The following is a 16,476-nucleotide window of genomic DNA, read 5'->3' on the forward strand; positions in this document are numbered from 1 at the left end:
CTGCACACTTCTTCAGCTTGATGGGTGTTTAAAGGCGTAATTCTGGAAACGGCTCGTAAAAAAGACGGTTTTCTGACCGTCTTTTGTGCCGATTTTCACTGCTCAGGGATAAAGCGTGGCGGCGAGCGCATTGTGCTGCGCAACGGTTTTGTCCAAATCCATCACCGTCATCTGCCCTTTCTCGACCACGACTCTGCCATTAATCACGCTGTAAGCTACCGTTCCCGGATTGCAAAAGACCAGCGCCGCCAGCGGATCGTGTCCGGCGCCTGCCAGGCCGGGACGATTCAGATCGAAAGCGACGATATCCGCCATCATACCGGGCGCAATGGCGCCGACATCGTCACGGTTCAACACTTTTGCGCCGTTAAGCGTCGCCAGTTCCAGCGCCTGCCTGGCCGTCATCGCATCCGGGCCGAAGCCAACCCGCTGCAACAGCATCGCCTGACGCACTTCCGCTATCATATCCGCCGTGTCATTTGACGCCGAACCATCCACGCCCAATCCCACATTCACGCCGGCATTGAGCATGGTTCTTACTGGTGCGATACCGGAGGCCAGCCGCATATTGGAACAGGGGCAGTGTGCAATGCCCGTGCCGGTGCGGGCAAAAAGGTTAATGCCGTAATCATCCAGCTTCACGCAGTGGGCATGCCACACGTCATGCCCGACCCAGCCCAGCTCTTCAACATACTGCGCCGGCGTACGGTTGAATTTTTCCTGGCTATAGCGAACGTCGTTATCGTTTTCCGCCAGATGAGTGTGCAGCGACACTTTATAGCTGCGCGCCAGGCTGGCCGACTCCCTCATTAAATCCTGAGTGACGGAAAAAGGCGAGCAAGGCGCCACTACGATCCGCAGCATCGAGCCGCGTCGGGCGTCGTGATAACGCTCAATGACCCGCTGGGTGTCGGTCAAAATTGCCGCTTCGTCTTCCACCAGGGAATCCGGCGGCAGTCCTCCCCTGCTCTGCCCCAGGCTCATGCTGCCGCGACTGGCATGAAAACGCATTCCCATCCGGGCGGCGGCGTCAATACTGTCATCTAATTTACAGCCACCAGGATAAAGGTAAAGATGATCGCTGGTCGTGGTGCAGCCGGACAGGATCAGCTCGGCCATCGACATCATGGTCGAAACGCGGATCATCTCCGGCGTCATTTTCTGCCAGATGGGATAAAGGTTGCTGATCCATTTAAACAGCTCGCCATCCTGGGCGGGAGGAATGACCCGTGTCAGGCTCTGGTACATATGGTGATGGGTATTGATCAGCCCGGGAATGGCAATGTGTCCCTTCAGATCGATGACCTCATCTGCCTGCTGCGGTAGCTCTTCGGCTTTGCCGACCGCCGTAATAACATTGCCTTTTATCAGTATGCTGCCGTGACGGATCTCTCGCCTTTCGTGATCCATAGTGGCAATCATATCGGCGTTTTTCAGCAGCAGCGTCCGGTCAGGTTTTACGGGATGATGCTCTTTAGCCGGGGCCGCAGAGGGCGAGACGGCAAAAAGTTTAGAGGAAGCGGCAAGCAGCGGTAGAGTCAGCAGCAGCCGACGGGTCTGGTCTGGTTGATTGTGCATAATTACTTTCCATGTCGTATTCCCGATACAGGGCTGACTACCCACGCGCCCTGCGCAAGTCCGTCCGGCAGCGCCGAACGATAAGCTTATCTTAAGCATTATGGAAAGATTAAACGTGATCGGGATCATCGGGCGGCTGCCACAATCGGCGAGCATTCATTGAAGAGGGTTTTGCAGAGGGAAAAGCGGGAGAGCAGAAAAGAAAAAACCCCCGCAAGCGGGGGTTTTTCAGAGAGAAGAAGTTCTTACAGAACCGCTTTCTCTACAACGCGAACCAGGGTCCAGGACTTAGTCTTGGACAGTGGACGGCATTCACGGATTTCAACCTTGTCGCCGATACCACATTCATTGTTCTCGTCATGTACGTGCAGTTTAGTCGTACGCTTAATGAACTTACCGTAGATAGGGTGTTTCACGAAACGTTCGATAGCTACAACAATGGATTTCTCCATTTTGTCGCTAGTCACACGACCTTGCAGAGTACGGATTTTATCGGTCATTACGCACCCGCCTTCTCAGTCAGTAAAGTCTTAACGCGTGCAACATCACGGCGAACATTTTTCAACAGATGAGTCTGTTGCAGTTGGCCAGATGCTGCCTGCATGCGCAGGTTAAACTGCTCACGCAGCAGGTTAAGCAGCTCAGTGTTCAGCTCTTCAACGCTTTTCTCACGCAGCTCAGTTGCTTTCATTACATCACCGTCTTAGTTACAAAGGTGGTTTTGATAGGCAGTTTTGCTGCTGCCAGCTTGAATGCTTCACGGGCCAGCTCTTCCGGAACACCGTCCATTTCATACAGGACTTTACCAGGCTGGATCAGGGCAACCCAATACTCAACGTTACCCTTACCTTTACCCATACGCACTTCCAGCGGCTTCTCGGTAATTGGTTTGTCCGGGAATACACGGATCCAAATTTTACCTTGACGCTTAACTGCACGGGTCATAGCACGACGTGCTGCTTCGATCTGACGAGCAGTCAGACGACCACGGCCAACAGCTTTCAGACCGAAAGTACCGAAGCTAACATCCGTACCCTGCGCCAGACCACGGTTGCGGCCTTTGTGCACTTTACGGAATTTTGTACGCTTTGGTTGTAACATCAGCGACTCTCCTTACTTACGGCCTTTACGCTGCTGCTTTTTAGGTTGAGCAGCCGGTTCCGGTTGTTCAACAGCAGCCATACCACCCAGGATCTCGCCTTTGAAGATCCATACCTTAACGCCGATTACACCGTAAGTGGTGTGCGCTTCAGAGGTGTTGTAGTCAATGTCAGCACGCAGGGTGTGCAACGGCACGCGGCCTTCACGGTACCATTCGGTACGCGCGATTTCAGCACCGCCCAGACGGCCACTAACTTCAACTTTGATCCCTTTAGCGCCCAGACGCATTGCGTTCTGTACAGCACGCTTCATCGCACGACGGAACATCACGCGACGCTCCAGCTGTGAAGTGATGCTGTCAGCAACCAGTTTAGCGTCCAGTTCCGGTTTACGGACTTCGGCGATATTGATCTGTGCAGGAACGCCAGCGATATCCGCTACGACCTTGCGCAGTTTTTCTACGTCTTCGCCTTTCTTACCGATCACGATGCCAGGACGAGCGGTGTGAATGGTCACACGGATGCTCTTAGCCGGACGCTCGATAACGATACGAGAAACGGACGCCTTAGCCAGTTCTTTAGTCAGGAACTGACGTACTTTAAAGTCGCTGTCCAGGTTGTCAGCGAATTCTTTGGTATTTGCGAACCAGGTAGAGTTCCAGGGTTTAACAATACCCAGGCGAATACCATTAGGATGTACTTTCTGACCCATTGCTAGTCTCCAGAGTCTCAGCGATCGGACACAACCACAGTAATGTGGCTGGTGCGCTTCAGGATGCGATCTGCACGACCTTTTGCACGCGGCATAATGCGCTTCATGCTTGGGCCTTCGTCTACGAAGATCTTCGTGACTTTCAGATCATCAATGTCAGCGCCATCGTTGTGTTCGGCGTTAGCAATGGCAGATTCCAGAACTTTCTTGACCAGTACAGCCGCTTTCTTATTGGTGTAGGTCAAAATGTCCAGAGCCTGCGACACTTTCTTACCGCGGACAAGATCTGCTACCAGGCGAACCTTCTGAGCAGAAGAACGAGCGTGGCGATGTTTAGCGATAGTTTCCATCTCTTCCTCCTGTTAGCGTTTCTTGGCTTTCTTATCAGCAGTGTGACCGCGATAAGTACGAGTCGGTGCAAATTCACCCAGTTTGTGACCGACCATTTCGTCGGAAACAAAGACAGGAACGTGCTGACGACCATTATGGACAGCGATGGTCAAACCGATCATGTTAGGGAAGATCGTTGAACGACGGGACCAGGTGCGCAAAGGCTTCTTGTCTCCGCTTTCCACCGCTTTCTCTACCTTCTTCAGCAAGTGCAGGTCAATAAAAGGACCTTTCTTGAGAGAACGTGGCATGGCTTATCCTCTAAAATTATTTGCTACGGCGACGTACGATAAATTTATCAGTACGCTTGTTGCTACGGGTCTTCTTACCTTTAGTCTGCAGGCCCCAAGGTGAAACAGGGTGCTTACCAAAGTTACGACCTTCACCACCACCGTGCGGGTGATCGACTGGGTTCATCGCAGTACCGCGAACGGTAGGACGAACACCACGCCAACGAGCTGCACCGGCTTTACCCAGAACGCGAAGCATGTGCTCAGCGTTGCCGACTTCGCCCAGGGTCGCGCGGCAGTCGGATTCGACTTTACGCATTTCACCAGAACGCAGACGCAGGGTAACGTAGGAACCTTCACGCGCAACGATCTGCACGTAAGCACCGGCTGAACGGGCAATCTGACCGCCTTTGCCTGGTTTCATTTCTACGTTGTGTACGGTGGAACCCACTGGGATGTTGCGCATCGGCAGGGTGTTACCCGCTTTAATCGCCGCATCAACGCCAGACTGAATCTGGTCGCCAGCTTTCAGGCCTTTAGGGGCCAGGATGTAACGGCGCTCGCCGTCTTTGTACAGAACCAGCGCGATGTTCGCGGAGCGGTTCGGATCGTACTCAAGACGTTCAACGGTAGCCGGGATACCATCTTTGTTGCGTTTGAAGTCAACAATACGGTAAGCCTGCTTGTGACCACCACCGATATGACGGGTAGTGATGCGACCATTGTTGTTACGGCCACCGGATTTGCTGTTTTTTTCTACCAGCGGGGCAAATGGTTTGCCCTTGTGCAGCTCCGCGTTTACCACTTTAACTACGTGGCGACGACCCGGAGATGTCGGTTTACATTTAACAACTGCCATTGTTCTTCTCCTCCGACTTACTCAGCGCCGCCGACGAAGTCCAGATTCTGGCCTTCTTTCAGGGTGACGTAAGCTTTTTTCCAGTCGTTACGACGGCCAATACGCTGTCCGGAACGTTTAACTTTCCCTTTCATGACCAGGGTGTTAACTTCCTTCACTTCCACTTCGAAAAGCTTCTGTACAGCGGCTTTGATTTCTGCTTTGGTCGCGTCTTTAGCAACTTTGAGAACGATGGTGTTGGTTTTTTCCATCGCAGCAGACGCTTTTTCAGATACGTGCGGCGAGCGCAGTACTTTCAGCAGACGTTCTTCACGGATCATGCCAGCATCTCCTCAACTTGCTTAACTGCATCAGCAGTCATAACGACTTTGTCGAAGGCGATCAGGCTAACTGGGTCGATACCCGCTGCATCACGTACGTCAACCTTGTACAGGTTGCGAGCGGCCAGGAACAGGTTCTCTTCCAGTTCGCCAGTGATGATCAGCACGTCTTCCAGCGCCATGTCTTTCAGTTTCTCTACCAGCAGCTTAGTTTTAGGCGCTTCCAGAGAGAACTGCTCGACAACGATCAGACGATCTTGACGTACCAGCTCGGACAGGATGCTTTTCAGCGCGCCGCGGTACATCTTTTTGTTAACTTTTTGACTGTGGTCCTGCGGCTTCGCAGCGAAGGTCACGCCACCGGAACGCCAGATTGGGCTCTTTGCAGAACCTGCACGCGCACGGCCGGTACCTTTCTGGCGCCACGGCTTTTTGCCGGAACCAGTTACTTCAGCACGGGTCTTCTGAGCACGGGTACCTTGACGGGCACCTGCTGCATAAGCAACAACAACCTGATGTACCAGCGCTTCGTTGAAATCACGACCGAAGGTAGTTTCGGAAACAGTCAGCGCGCTTTGCGCGTCTTTCAATACTAATTCCATTGCTATCCCCTTACGCCTTCACAGCTGGTTTAACAATCAGGTCGCTACCGGTTGCACCGGGAACTGCACCTTTAACCAGCAGCAGGTTGCGCTCAGCGTCAACACGTACTACGTCCAGGCTCTGAACGGTTACGCGCTCATTACCCAGCTGGCCTGCCATTTTCTTGCCTTTGAACACTTTGCCCGGAGTCTGGTTCTGACCGATAGAACCCGGAACGCGGTGAGACAAGGAGTTACCGTGAGTAGCATCCTGAGTACGGAAGTTCCAGCGCTTAACAGTACCGGCAAAACCTTTACCTTTAGATGTGCCAGTCACGTCAACTTTTTTCACGTCAGCGAAAATATCAACGTTAATGCTCTGGCCTACGGTGAACTCGTCGCCTTCAGCGGTACGGAATTCCCAAAGACCACGGCCAGCTTCTACGCCAGCTTTAGCAAAATGGCCTGCTTCAGGCTTGGTGACGCGGTTTGCTTTTTTAGCACCGGCAGTTACCTGGATAGCAGTGTAGCCGTCGTTTTCCAGGTTCTTAACCTGAGTCACGCGGTTTGCTTCAATTTCGATCACGGTTACTGGGATAGATACGCCGTCTTCAGTGAAGACGCGGGTCATGCCCACTTTTTTACCGACTAAACCAATCATTGTTTCAACCTCTCAATCGCTCAATGACCTGATTAACCCAGGCTGATCTGCACGTCAACACCTGCAGCCAGATCCAGACGCATCAGAGCATCAACCGTTTTTTCAGTTGGCTCAACGATGTCAACCAGACGCTTGTGAGTGCGAATTTCATACTGATCGCGCGCATCTTTGTTGACGTGCGGGGAGATCAGAACGGTAAAGCGCTCTTTGCGGGTCGGCAGAGGAATTGGACCACGAACCTGCGCACCAGTGCGCTTGGCAGTCTCAACGATTTCTGCGGTCGATTGATCGATCAGACGATGATCAAACGCTTTAAGACGGATACGGATTCTTTGGTTCTGCATGAGACCAGAGCTCCAATTATTTATAAACGAAAAAAATTACTACTCACACCCATTACGATTGATGGGGGAGTGTAATCGTCTGCACATAACTCCCCGATTGGGAGTATTGTCAGGGAGCTAATTGCTCGCCTGCGGTTCAGATTGAACCGGGCCGTCATTTCTGACAGGCCCGCGCATTATACGTACGTGGGCGGGCTTTGCAAGGTGTTTCTTGCCGTCATCGCTGCATGAAGGGGATAATGAAAGAGGGATAAGAGGACGGCAGAGACAAAAATGCCGCCGAAGTTACTGTTTCGGCGGCGTATATTTATTCAGCAACATGGGCCCTGCTATTCCACTTTTATTTGTGACTGGAGATAGTTCTGCACACCGATTTTCGCGATCAGCTCCAGCTCGGTTTCCAGAAAGTCGATATGGTGCTCTTCATCTTCCAGAATGACGATCATCATATCGCGGCTGACGTAGTCGTGAACCTTGTCGGCATAAGAGATAGCCTCGCGCAGATCTCTGGCCCCTTCCAGTTCCAGCGCCAAATCTGAACGCAGTATCTCCTCAACGTCTTCGCCAATGCGTAACCGCCCCAAATCCTGCAGGTTAGGCAGGCCTTCGAGAAAAAGAATGCGCTCTATATATTTATCCGCATGTTTCATCTCGTCGATCGACTCGTGATACTCAATATCGTTAAGGCGCATCAGTCCCCAGTTTTTGAACATCCGCGCGTGCAAAAAGTACTGGTTGATGGCAACCAGCTCATTTCCAAGCAGTTTGTTTAAATGACTTATGATTTTGGCATCGCCCTTCATCTTGCTTCCTCCGCTTCCGGTTATTCAGATCGTAGATGCACAATCCGGGAAGTCAAAAAAGCATGACAAATTGCAGGGGATTATCAGGCAATCTCTTTATACAGCGGCGCGTTCGGCAGCTCTTCATTCATGATGTCGTGCGCCAGGCGCAGGCATTTGCCGCACTGCTTGCCCACGGGGAGGAGCTTGCGCAGCTGCTGGATAGATTTGGGCTGGTAGCGGCGAACCACTTCACGAAGGGTTTTGTCGCTGATGGCGTTACACAGGCAAACGTACATAATTTTATTCCGGTACAAATAACGATCAAATTGTAAATGAGAATCGTTTTTATTTCAACCTGAACGCGGTTTCCTTTCTGACCCTGCGCTTTCTGAATAGCGCCCATAAAAAAAGAGCACCGAAGTGCTCTTTTTATCAGCAAGCAGAGCGAACTCTGCCGTTATCTACAATTAAGCGATAACTTTAGCAACAACGCCCGCGCCAACGGTACGGCCGCCTTCACGGATTGCGAAACGCAGACCGTCGTCCATTGCGATTGGGTGGATCAGGGTAACAACCATTTTGATGTTGTCGCCAGGCATAACCATCTCAACGCCTTCCGGCAGCTCGATGGTACCGGTCACGTCAGTTGTACGGAAGTAGAACTGTGGACGGTAGCCTTTGAAGAACGGAGTATGACGGCCGCCTTCGTCTTTGGACAGGATGTAAACCTCAGACTCGAACTGAGTGTGTGGCTTGATGGTGCCTGGCTTAGCCAGAACCTGGCCACGCTGGATATCTTCACGCTTGATGCCGCGCAGCAGGATACCACAGTTCTCGCCCGCACGACCTTCGTCCAGCAGCTTACGGAACATCTCAACGCCGGTACAGGTTGATTTCACGGTATCTTTGATACCAACGATTTCAACTTCTTCACCGACTTTAACGATACCGCGCTCTACACGACCGGTAACAACGGTACCACGACCGGAGATGGAGAATACGTCTTCGATTGGCAGCAGGAACGGCTTGTCGATTGCGCGCTCTGGTTCCGGGATGTAGTTATCCAGGTGACCGGCCAGCTCGATGATTTTCGCTTCCCACTCGGCGTCGCCTTCCAGCGCTTTCAGCGCGGAACCGTGAACGATTGGGGTGTCGTCGCCAGGGAAGTCGTACTGTGACAGCAGGTCACGTACTTCCATCTCAACCAGCTCCAGCAGCTCTTCGTCATCAACCATGTCGCACTTGTTCAGGAACACGATGATGTAAGGAACGCCAACCTGACGGCCCAGCAGGATGTGCTCACGGGTCTGCGGCATTGGGCCGTCAGTCGCAGCAACAACCAGGATAGCGCCGTCCATCTGCGCAGCACCGGTGATCATGTTTTTCACATAGTCGGCGTGGCCAGGGCAGTCAACGTGCGCGTAGTGGCGAGTCGGGGTGTCATACTCAACGTGAGAAGTGTTGATGGTGATACCACGAGCTTTTTCTTCTGGTGCGTTATCGATCTGGTCGAATGCACGAGCAGAACCGCCGTAGGTTTTAGCCAGAACGGTGGTGATAGCAGCAGTCAGGGTAGTTTTACCGTGGTCAACGTGGCCGATAGTACCAACGTTGACGTGCGGTTTGGAACGTTCAAATTTTTCTTTAGCCACGGCGATATTCCTTACTTTCTGTGCTCTCCCCTGTGGAAAGGAGAGCACGGGATCAATTGGTTAAACCCGATTATTTACCACGGGCTTCAATAACAGCCTGAGCGACGTTGTTTGGCGCGTCATCATACTTCAGGAATTCCATGGAGTAAGATGCACGGCCTTTGGTGATAGAACGCAGCTGTGTAGCATATCCGAACATTTCGGACAGCGGCACTTCAGCGTGGATCACAACGCCAGTCACGTTGGATTCCTGACCGCGCAGCGTACCACGACGACGGCTCAGGTCACCGATAACGTCACCAGTGTTCTCTTCTGGCGTTTCAACTTCAACCTTCATGATAGGCTCAAGCAGCACAGGCTGTGCTTTCTTAAAGCCATCTTTAAAGGCGATTGATGCCGCCAGTTTAAACGCCAGCTCAGAGGAGTCAACGTCATGGTAAGAACCGAAGTGCAGACGCACGCCCAGATCTACTACCGGGTAACCCGCCAGTGGGCCAGCTTTCAGCTGTTCCTGAATGCCTTTATCAACCGCAGGGATGTATTCGCCAGGAATTACACCACCTTTGATGTCGTTGACAAATTCGTAGCCTTTCGGGTTTGAACCCGGCTCCAGTGGGTACATGTCGATAACAACATGACCGTACTGACCGCGACCACCAGACTGCTTGGCGTGTTTACCTTCGACGTCAGTTACTTTAGAGCGAATCGCTTCGCGGTAAGCAACCTGAGGTTTACCGACGTTCGCTTCAACGTTGAATTCACGCTTCATGCGGTCAACGATGATGTCGAGGTGCAGCTCACCCATACCGGCGATGATAGTCTGGTTAGACTCTTCATCAGTCCATACGCGGAATGATGGGTCTTCTTTAGCCAGACGGCCCAGAGCCAGACCCATTTTTTCCTGGTCAGCTTTGGTTTTCGGTTCTACAGCGATAGAGATTACCGGCTCAGGGAATTCCATGCGCTCCAGAATGATAACGTTGTCCGGGTCACACAGGGTGTCACCGGTAGTCACGTCTTTCAGACCGATAGCCGCAGCGATATCGCCTGCGCGAACTTCTTTGATCTCTTCACGCTTGTTAGCGTGCATCTGTACGATACGGCCCAGACGCTCGCGCTGAGATTTAACCGGGTTGTACACGGTGTCGCCAGAGTTAACGATACCAGAGTAAACGCGGAAGAATGTCAGGTTACCAACAAACGGGTCGGTCGCGATTTTAAACGCCAGCGCAGCAAACGGCTCGTTGTCGTCTGAGTGACGAACTGCCGGCGTATCTTTACCGTCGTCCAGAATACCGTTGATCGCTGTAACGTCAGTTGGTGACGGCAGATATTCGATCACGGCATCCAGCATCGCCTGAACACCTTTGTTCTTAAATGCAGAACCACAGGTAACCAGGATGATTTCGTTGTTCAGTACGCGCTTACGCAGAGAAGTTTTGATCTCTTCTTCGGTCAGCTCTTCGCCGCCAAAGAATTTCTCCATCAGCTCATCAGAGCCTTCAGCTGCGGCTTCAATCAGTTTCTGGCGCCATTCTTCAGCCAGTTCCTGCATATCAGCTGGGATCTCTTCGTAATCGAAGGTCACGCCTGCGTCTGCGTCGTTCCAGTTGATCGCTTTCATCTTGATCAGGTCAACAACGCCGGTGAAGTTCTCTTCTGCGCCGATAGCCAGCTGCAGAGGGACCGGAGTTGCGCCCAGACGTGCTTCAATCTGGCCAACTACTTTCAGGAAGTTAGCACCCATGCGGTCCATTTTGTTAACGAACGCGATGCGTGGAACTTTATATTTGTTAGCCTGACGCCATACGGTCTCAGACTGTGGCTGAACACCACCAACTGCACAGTAAACCATTACTGCGCCGTCAAGAACACGCATGGAACGTTCTACTTCGATGGTGAAGTCAACGTGTCCTGGGGTGTCGATGATGTTAACGCGGTGCGGCTCGAACTGCTTAGCCATACCTGACCAGAAAGCGGTAGTCGCTGCGGAGGTAATGGTAATACCACGCTCCTGCTCCTGCGCCATCCAGTCCATTGTGGCTGCGCCATCATGAACTTCACCGATTTTATGGTTTACACCGGTGTAGAACAGAATACGTTCGGTAGTGGTCGTCTTACCGGCGTCGATGTGTGCACTGATACCAATGTTACGGTAGCGTGTAATGGGTGTTGTACGAGCCATTTGATTCCTCTGATTCTAGGACGTTCAAAGTTAAATCCCAGCGGGGTCAACTGAACGCCCGCTGGGTTAATAACAACTACTGAGCTGTTACCAGCGGTAGTGTGCGAACGCCTTGTTGGCTTCGGCCATACGGTGAACGTCTTCACGTTTCTTCACTGCGGTACCTTTGTTTTCCGCAGCATCAGAAAGTTCGTTCGCCAGGCGCAGAGCCATTGATTTATCACCGCGTTTACGAGCAGCTTCAACGATCCAACGCATTGCCAGAGCATTACGACGAACCGGACGGACTTCAACTGGTACCTGATAAGTAGAACCACCAACGCGACGGGATTTAACTTCCACGGTTGGGCGGACGTTGTCCAGGGCTACTTCGAATGCTTCCAGTTCGCCTTTACCAGCACGCTGAGCCAGGGTCTCAAGTGCAGTATAAACGATTGATTCGGCAGTAGATTTTTTACCATCTACCATCAGGATATTTACAAATTTGGCCAGCAGCTCTGATCCGAACTTAGGATCTGGCAGAATTTTACGCTGACCAATGACGCGACGACGTGGCATGGAAATACTCCGTTGTTAATTCAGGATTGTCCAAAACTCTACGAGTTTATTATGACATTTAAGATAAAACGTTTGGCCTTACTTAACGGAGAACCATTAAGCCTTTGGCTTCTTCACGCCGTACTTGGAGCGAGCCTGCTTACGGTCTTTAACACCTGAGCAGTCCAGCGCGCCACGAACGGTGTGGTAACGCACACCTGGCAAGTCTTTAACACGACCGCCACGGATCAGGATCACGGAGTGTTCCTGCAGGTTATGACCTTCACCGCCGATATAGGAGGTAACTTCAAAACCGTTGGTCAAACGCACACGGCAAACTTTACGCAGTGCGGAGTTTGGTTTTTTAGGGGTAGTGGTGTACACACGAGTACATACGCCACGTTTCTGCGGGCAAGCTTCCAGCGCAGGCACGTTGCTCTTTGCAACTTTGCGTGCGCGTGGTTTGCGAACCAGCTGGTTAACTGTTGCCATTAAATAGCTCCTGGAATTTGCTTTTGCTTCGTAAACACGTAATAAATCGCCTCGTCAGATAACGAGGACGCGGAATTTTAGGGCTGAGCAGAAAAGGTGTCAAGAAATAACCAGGATATCGTACTCACCAGGTCATTTGTTGAGTCTGTTTTACCGTCAGCGCGACGAACTCAGTATAGCTTACTGCGGCCGCGCTGGATGAAATTTGAGCAGAAAGCCCGCGAGCGATAACATCGTCCTGCAGCACGTAAAGAGAAATGGGGGCGGCACGCAGCGATTCAAGGGCCTGGCTGCCTTCCAGCGCCGCCAGCACGCCATCCTGCAGCAGCAACACCTCGTCCCCTTCCGCCAGCAGCCGCAGCATGGCGTTGAAATCGCACTTAAAAGGCGAGTTGATCAGCGTATGCAGCATACTTCCCTCAGAAAGAAATTATTCGATCGTATTTTTCCAGTTCCGCACGCAATGCGTAAGGCGACAGCACCGCTACTGGCAGCGCCTTTAACGCGGCGGCGTCAATGCCTCGCTCGGCCAGCGAAGCTGAACAGGCATAAAAATTTTCCAGATCGTAGAGCGGCAGCACGCCAAAGGTGGCGACGTAGTTGCGCGCCAGCACTTTTTCCGGCTGCTGGTCGCCCAACAGCTGCATTACGCCGTCGCTGATAAAAAACAGCGCCACGTCCTCGCTAAGCGCGGAAACGGCCAGCACCGCATCCAGCCCCTCTCTTCCGGCGCTGGAACCGTGCGGCGCCTGGCTGAATACAAAGGCGATTCGCTTCATCAAAACTGCACCATTCGTTCACTGCTTAATGCGGCTTCCGCCAGCGCGCCCAGGCCGGCAAGCTGAAAGCCTTCAGCCAGATTGGCGGCGGGCAGGCCCTGGTTTTTCGCTTCCTGCTCGTCCGTGATACCGCGGCGCAGCGCGGCGGCCACACAGATATTGAGCGCAACGTGATGGTCACGATGCAGCTGCTGCCAGGCCTGGGTCAGATTGAACTCGTCGCTGGCGGGCGAGGTCAGCGCGCTGGCGTTAAGTACGCCCTCGCGATAAAAAAAGACGCTTTCCAGCTCGTGGCCTTCCGCCAGCAGCGCCTGCGCGAATAGCCAGGCCGAGCTGGCCTGCTGGGTGCCGTAGGCCGGGCCGGTGACTAACAGCGTGTAACGCATCAGCGCTCGCTTCCCTGGAAGTCGCCGTTTTTAAACTGGCGGATATAGAGATAAACGGTGTGCTTGGAAATATTCAGTCGATCCGCCACCTGATTGATCGCGTCTTTGATGTCGAAGATGCCTTTCTCATAGAGGTTCAGCACAATCTGGCGGTTCTTGGCATTGTTGGAGATATTACGGTCGTTGCTGACCTCTTCAATCGTAAACTCCAGCGTCTGCATCACCAGATCCTCTACCGAGGAGGCGAAGTTGACGGAAGAGTCCATCTCCGGCGTTTCCGGCGGGATAAAAGTCGCCATAATCTGCGAGAAAGGCACGTCCAGGTTCATATTGATACACAGCAAACCGATAACGCGCTGTTTGCCGTTACGGATAGCGATGGTCACGGATTTCATCAGTACGCCGCTTTTGGCGCGGGTGAAATAGGCTCTGGAAACATTACTTTCCGCATCGGTCATATCATGCAGCATTCGCAACGCCAGATCGGTTATCGGTGAACCGATTTTGCGGCCGGTATGTTCGCCATTAGCGATCCTGACCGCCGAGCATTTCAAATCTTCCAGCGAATGCAGGACGATTTCGCAGTGCGAGCCGATCAGCATCGCCAGCCCGTCGACCACGGCTTCGTAAGATTTAAGAATATCAAAATCGGTTTGTTCGAAGGGATGCTGCTCCAGTAATTCCAGATCGTTCACATCACCGGTAAAAATTGAACCAGACATTAAGACACCACCCTTAAAAGAGCCCGCGGTATGCGGCTCGCGCAGGTTAGTTTCGAAGAGCGTCAGTCTAGCAAATATCGGAAATGCCTGTCCTGACCTGTGTCATGTATTTCTTGTGGACATAGCGCGGGGGAGGAAAAAGCGGGGAAAATGCCGCCACGAGCGTGGCGGCACGGGCATTATTTGGTCTGGGCAGCGGCTGGCGCTTCGGTCGGTGCCTGCGCGCTAGCGTCCGCTTTAGCGGCCGGTTTGATGTCCAGCAGTTCTACATCGAACACCAGCGTAGAGTTAGCCGGGATACCCGGTACGCCGTTTTTACCGTAGGCAAGCTGCGGTGGGATCACCAGCTTGATCTTGCCGCCTTTTTTCACGTGCTTCAGGCCTTCGGTCCAGCCAGGGATCACGCCGTCAAGACGGAAAGAGAGCGGCTCGCCGCGCGTGTAGGAGTTGTCGAACTCGGAGCCGTCGATCAGCGTCCCTTTGTAGTTAACCACTACGGTATCGCTGTCTTTCGGCGCGTCGCCGGTGCCTTCTTTCTCTACCTGATACAGCAGGCCGGATTCGGTTTTCTTCACGCCTTTTTCTTTGGCGAATTTAGTCGCGAAAGCGTTGCCTTTCTCGGTGTTTTCTTTCGCATCTTTTTCCATCTTCGCCTGAGCGGCGGTTTTCACGCGGCCTTCAAACGCCTGCAGGGTCTGCTCGATCTCCTGATCGGAAAGCTTGCTCTTGCCGGCGAAAGCGTCCTGGACGCCGGAGATCAGCTGCTGCTTATCCAGCGTGATGCCCAGTTTCTCCTGCTCTTTCAGCGAGTTTTCCATGTAGCGGCCAAGCGATGCGCCCAGTGCATAGGCAGACTGCTGGTCTTCGTTTGTAAACGCGGCATTCTTCGGTGCCTGCTGTGCGGCTGGAGCTGATGGCGCCGCGGCGGTTTCGGCTGCTGAGGCCAGCGGTGCGTTCAGCGCAACGCCCAGGGTGGTGGCTAACAGTGTGACTTTAAATAGTGATTTCATCCATTTCTCCAAAACCGAAGCCTCTCACCTCGGAAATCGTTTTACAGACAGAGCCTGTACTCTAACAACCGTGCGCGAGCAAACTGCATACTCTCGCAATGAAAACTAACTACTTCCGACCGCTTGTCTGTCCGAAAGTTTCACTATGAAGATGCAGGCAACCAGGGCTTTTTTCAACGGTAAGGGCGAAATTAAACCGGCTATGCCTGTGCTGGCCCGGTTTTTGTCGTTAGAATCGGAACAATCCAGCCCTGGCGGCAGCAAGAGGAAAGAATATGCAACAATCCGTGTTTGAGCAGCGCTTAGAGCTGTTGGAAAGCCGTTTGGCCTTTCAGGAGCACACTATCGAAGAGCTGAACCAGACGGTGGTTCATCACGAGCTGGAAATGGCCCGCCTGCGCGAACAGATGCGCCTGCTGACCGACAAACTGAAGGCGGCAGCGCCGTCAATGGTCGCCTCGCAGTCGGAAGAGACGCCGCCGCCGCACTATTGATTTCGCGCCAAAAAAAAGGCCACCTTATCGGTGGCCTTTTTTCATTTAAGCTTAGTGGCTGCAGCCGCAGCCGCCGGTGCCACAACCGCCTTTGCCGTGGTCATGATCGTGGTCGTGATCGTGATGATGGTCGTGCTCGCCGTGAACATGGCCATGAGCCAGCTCTTCTTCGGTCGCTTCACGGATCGCCACCACTTCCACGTTGAAGTTCAGGTTCTGGCCAGCCAGCATATGGTTACCGTCAACCACCACGTGGTCATCTTCCACTTCGGTGATTTCAACCGGTACCGGGCCCTGGTCGGTTTCCGCCAGGAAACGCATGCCAACCTGCAGTTCATCAACGCCCATAAAGACGTCTTTCGGCACGCGCTGCACCAGGTTGTCGTCGTACTGGCCGTAGGCTTCGTCAGCTGCGATGTGCACTTCAAACTTGTCGCCGGCTTCGTGATTTTCCAGCGCCTTTTCCAGACCAGAAATCAGGGAACCATGACCGTGCAGATAGTCCAGCGGTGCGGTCACCGGAGACTCATCAACCAACACACCGTCTTCCGTACGTACCTGATATGCCAGGCTGACTACCAGGTCTTTTGCTACTTTCATGATTACTCCTAACCGTTGAGAGCTTGAAACATCGGCGGATTTGCCGGCAAGCTCTGAGT

25 protein-coding genes are annotated in these 16,476 nt (G+C 52.9%); 1 reads left to right on the forward strand and 24 read right to left on the reverse strand.

The genetic code is table 11. The annotated features are described in order from the left end of the window. Positions 1-102: 102 nt before the first annotated feature. From QZH36_RS18955 to fkpA, 23 genes are all read right to left on the reverse strand, one after another. A complete protein-coding gene (locus tag QZH36_RS18955; RefSeq protein ID WP_301730888.1) occupies positions 103-1,578 on the reverse strand; it encodes an 8-oxoguanine deaminase in 1,476 nt (491 codons plus the stop codon). Positions 1,579-1,823: 245 nt separating this feature from the next. Continuing rightward, positions 1,824-2,078, reverse strand: a complete 255-nt coding sequence (gene rpsQ, locus QZH36_RS18960) for a 30S ribosomal protein S17 (RefSeq protein WP_024966581.1) — start codon at positions 2,076-2,078, stop codon at positions 1,824-1,826. Further along, positions 2,078-2,269, reverse strand: a complete 192-nt coding sequence (rpmC, locus tag QZH36_RS18965) for a 50S ribosomal protein L29 (protein ID WP_024966580.1) — start codon at positions 2,267-2,269, stop codon at positions 2,078-2,080. Before rpmC ends, rpsQ begins: the two co-directional genes overlap by 1 nt. Further along, positions 2,269-2,679, reverse strand: coding sequence for a 50S ribosomal protein L16 (gene rplP, locus QZH36_RS18970; RefSeq protein WP_002438716.1), 411 nt, complete (start codon positions 2,677-2,679; stop codon positions 2,269-2,271). Before rplP ends, rpmC begins: the two co-directional genes overlap by 1 nt. Positions 2,680-2,691: 12 nt before the next feature. Further along, complete coding sequence (gene rpsC, locus QZH36_RS18975) at positions 2,692-3,390, reverse strand: 30S ribosomal protein S3 (RefSeq protein WP_002919766.1); 699 nt, start codon at positions 3,388-3,390, stop codon at positions 2,692-2,694. A gap of 17 nt (positions 3,391-3,407) precedes the next feature. Then, on the reverse strand, positions 3,408-3,740 hold the full coding sequence (gene rplV, locus QZH36_RS18980) for a 50S ribosomal protein L22 (RefSeq protein WP_000447532.1): 333 nt from the start codon (positions 3,738-3,740) through the stop codon (positions 3,408-3,410). 12 nt (positions 3,741-3,752) lie between these two features. Further along, the gene (gene rpsS / locus QZH36_RS18985; protein ID WP_013204132.1) at positions 3,753-4,031 is read right to left on the reverse strand and encodes a 30S ribosomal protein S19; all 279 of its coding nucleotides are present in this window, start codon (positions 4,029-4,031) and stop codon (positions 3,753-3,755) included. Between the two features lie 16 nt (positions 4,032-4,047). Further along, complete coding sequence (gene rplB / locus QZH36_RS18990) at positions 4,048-4,869, reverse strand: 50S ribosomal protein L2 (RefSeq protein ID WP_125290981.1); 822 nt, start codon at positions 4,867-4,869, stop codon at positions 4,048-4,050. A gap of 17 nt (positions 4,870-4,886) precedes the next feature. Further along, complete coding sequence (rplW, locus tag QZH36_RS18995; protein WP_125290982.1) at positions 4,887-5,189, reverse strand: 50S ribosomal protein L23; 303 nt, start codon at positions 5,187-5,189, stop codon at positions 4,887-4,889. After that, a complete protein-coding gene (gene rplD, locus QZH36_RS19000) occupies positions 5,186-5,791 on the reverse strand; it encodes a 50S ribosomal protein L4 (RefSeq protein WP_125290983.1) in 606 nt (201 codons plus the stop codon). The genes rplW and rplD overlap by 4 nt, the downstream gene beginning before the upstream one ends. 10 nt (positions 5,792-5,801) lie before the next feature. Beyond that, entirely contained in the window at positions 5,802-6,431 is a 630-nt protein-coding gene (gene rplC / locus QZH36_RS19005; RefSeq protein ID WP_301253465.1) for a 50S ribosomal protein L3, read from the reverse strand. Between the two features lie 32 nt (positions 6,432-6,463). Next, a complete protein-coding gene (rpsJ, locus tag QZH36_RS19010; RefSeq protein WP_001181005.1) occupies positions 6,464-6,775 on the reverse strand; it encodes a 30S ribosomal protein S10 in 312 nt (103 codons plus the stop codon). Between the two features lie 329 nt (positions 6,776-7,104). Beyond that, positions 7,105-7,578: a bacterioferritin gene (gene bfr / locus QZH36_RS19015; protein ID WP_125290985.1), complete on the reverse strand. Its 474-nt coding sequence runs from the start codon at positions 7,576-7,578 to the stop codon at positions 7,105-7,107. Between the two features lie 83 nt (positions 7,579-7,661). Further along, positions 7,662-7,856 carry a bacterioferritin-associated ferredoxin gene (bfd, locus tag QZH36_RS19020; RefSeq protein WP_125290986.1) on the reverse strand — a complete coding sequence of 65 codons (195 nt, stop codon included), beginning with the start codon at positions 7,854-7,856 and terminating at the stop codon, positions 7,662-7,664. A gap of 171 nt (positions 7,857-8,027) precedes the next feature. Continuing rightward, on the reverse strand, positions 8,028-9,212 hold the full coding sequence (tuf, locus tag QZH36_RS19025) for an elongation factor Tu (RefSeq protein WP_246761077.1): 1,185 nt from the start codon (positions 9,210-9,212) through the stop codon (positions 8,028-8,030). Positions 9,213-9,282: 70 nt separating this feature from the next. After that, entirely contained in the window at positions 9,283-11,397 is a 2,115-nt protein-coding gene (gene fusA, locus QZH36_RS19030; RefSeq protein WP_253457736.1) for an elongation factor G, read from the reverse strand. Between the two features lie 87 nt (positions 11,398-11,484). Next, a complete protein-coding gene (rpsG, locus tag QZH36_RS19035) occupies positions 11,485-11,955 on the reverse strand; it encodes a 30S ribosomal protein S7 (RefSeq protein WP_125289829.1) in 471 nt (156 codons plus the stop codon). Positions 11,956-12,051: 96 nt separating this feature from the next. Beyond that, positions 12,052-12,426 carry a 30S ribosomal protein S12 gene (gene rpsL, locus QZH36_RS19040; protein ID WP_075182598.1) on the reverse strand — a complete coding sequence of 125 codons (375 nt, stop codon included), beginning with the start codon at positions 12,424-12,426 and terminating at the stop codon, positions 12,052-12,054. A gap of 124 nt (positions 12,427-12,550) precedes the next feature. Next, a complete protein-coding gene (tusB, locus tag QZH36_RS19045) occupies positions 12,551-12,838 on the reverse strand; it encodes a sulfurtransferase complex subunit TusB (RefSeq protein ID WP_253457734.1) in 288 nt (95 codons plus the stop codon). A 7-nt stretch (positions 12,839-12,845) separates the two neighbouring features. Next, a complete protein-coding gene (gene tusC / locus QZH36_RS19050) occupies positions 12,846-13,205 on the reverse strand; it encodes a sulfurtransferase complex subunit TusC (protein ID WP_301251816.1) in 360 nt (119 codons plus the stop codon). After that, on the reverse strand, positions 13,205-13,591 hold the full coding sequence (gene tusD, locus QZH36_RS19055) for a sulfurtransferase complex subunit TusD (RefSeq protein ID WP_253457730.1): 387 nt from the start codon (positions 13,589-13,591) through the stop codon (positions 13,205-13,207). Before tusD ends, tusC begins: the two co-directional genes overlap by 1 nt. Further along, the gene (locus QZH36_RS19060) at positions 13,591-14,313 is read right to left on the reverse strand and encodes a helix-turn-helix transcriptional regulator (RefSeq protein WP_253457728.1); all 723 of its coding nucleotides are present in this window, start codon (positions 14,311-14,313) and stop codon (positions 13,591-13,593) included. The genes tusD and QZH36_RS19060 overlap by 1 nt, the downstream gene beginning before the upstream one ends. 179 nt (positions 14,314-14,492) lie before the next feature. Beyond that, positions 14,493-15,323 carry an FKBP-type peptidyl-prolyl cis-trans isomerase gene (fkpA, locus tag QZH36_RS19065; protein WP_253457725.1) on the reverse strand — a complete coding sequence of 277 codons (831 nt, stop codon included), beginning with the start codon at positions 15,321-15,323 and terminating at the stop codon, positions 14,493-14,495. 275 nt (positions 15,324-15,598) lie between these two features. Here fkpA and QZH36_RS19070 point away from each other — a divergent pair, with 275 nt between their 5' ends. After that, a complete protein-coding gene (locus QZH36_RS19070) occupies positions 15,599-15,817 on the forward strand; it encodes a protein SlyX (protein ID WP_125289835.1) in 219 nt (72 codons plus the stop codon). A 51-nt stretch (positions 15,818-15,868) separates the two neighbouring features. Here the strand turns inward: QZH36_RS19070 and slyD are convergent, their stop codons facing one another. After that, positions 15,869-16,417, reverse strand: coding sequence for a peptidylprolyl isomerase (gene slyD, locus QZH36_RS19075; RefSeq protein ID WP_125289836.1), 549 nt, complete (start codon positions 16,415-16,417; stop codon positions 15,869-15,871). Positions 16,418-16,476: the final 59 nt, after the last annotated feature.

The organism is Erwinia wuhanensis, assembly GCF_030484085.1.
In the GTDB taxonomy this organism is placed as follows: domain Bacteria; phylum Pseudomonadota; class Gammaproteobacteria; order Enterobacterales; family Enterobacteriaceae; genus Erwinia; species Erwinia aeris.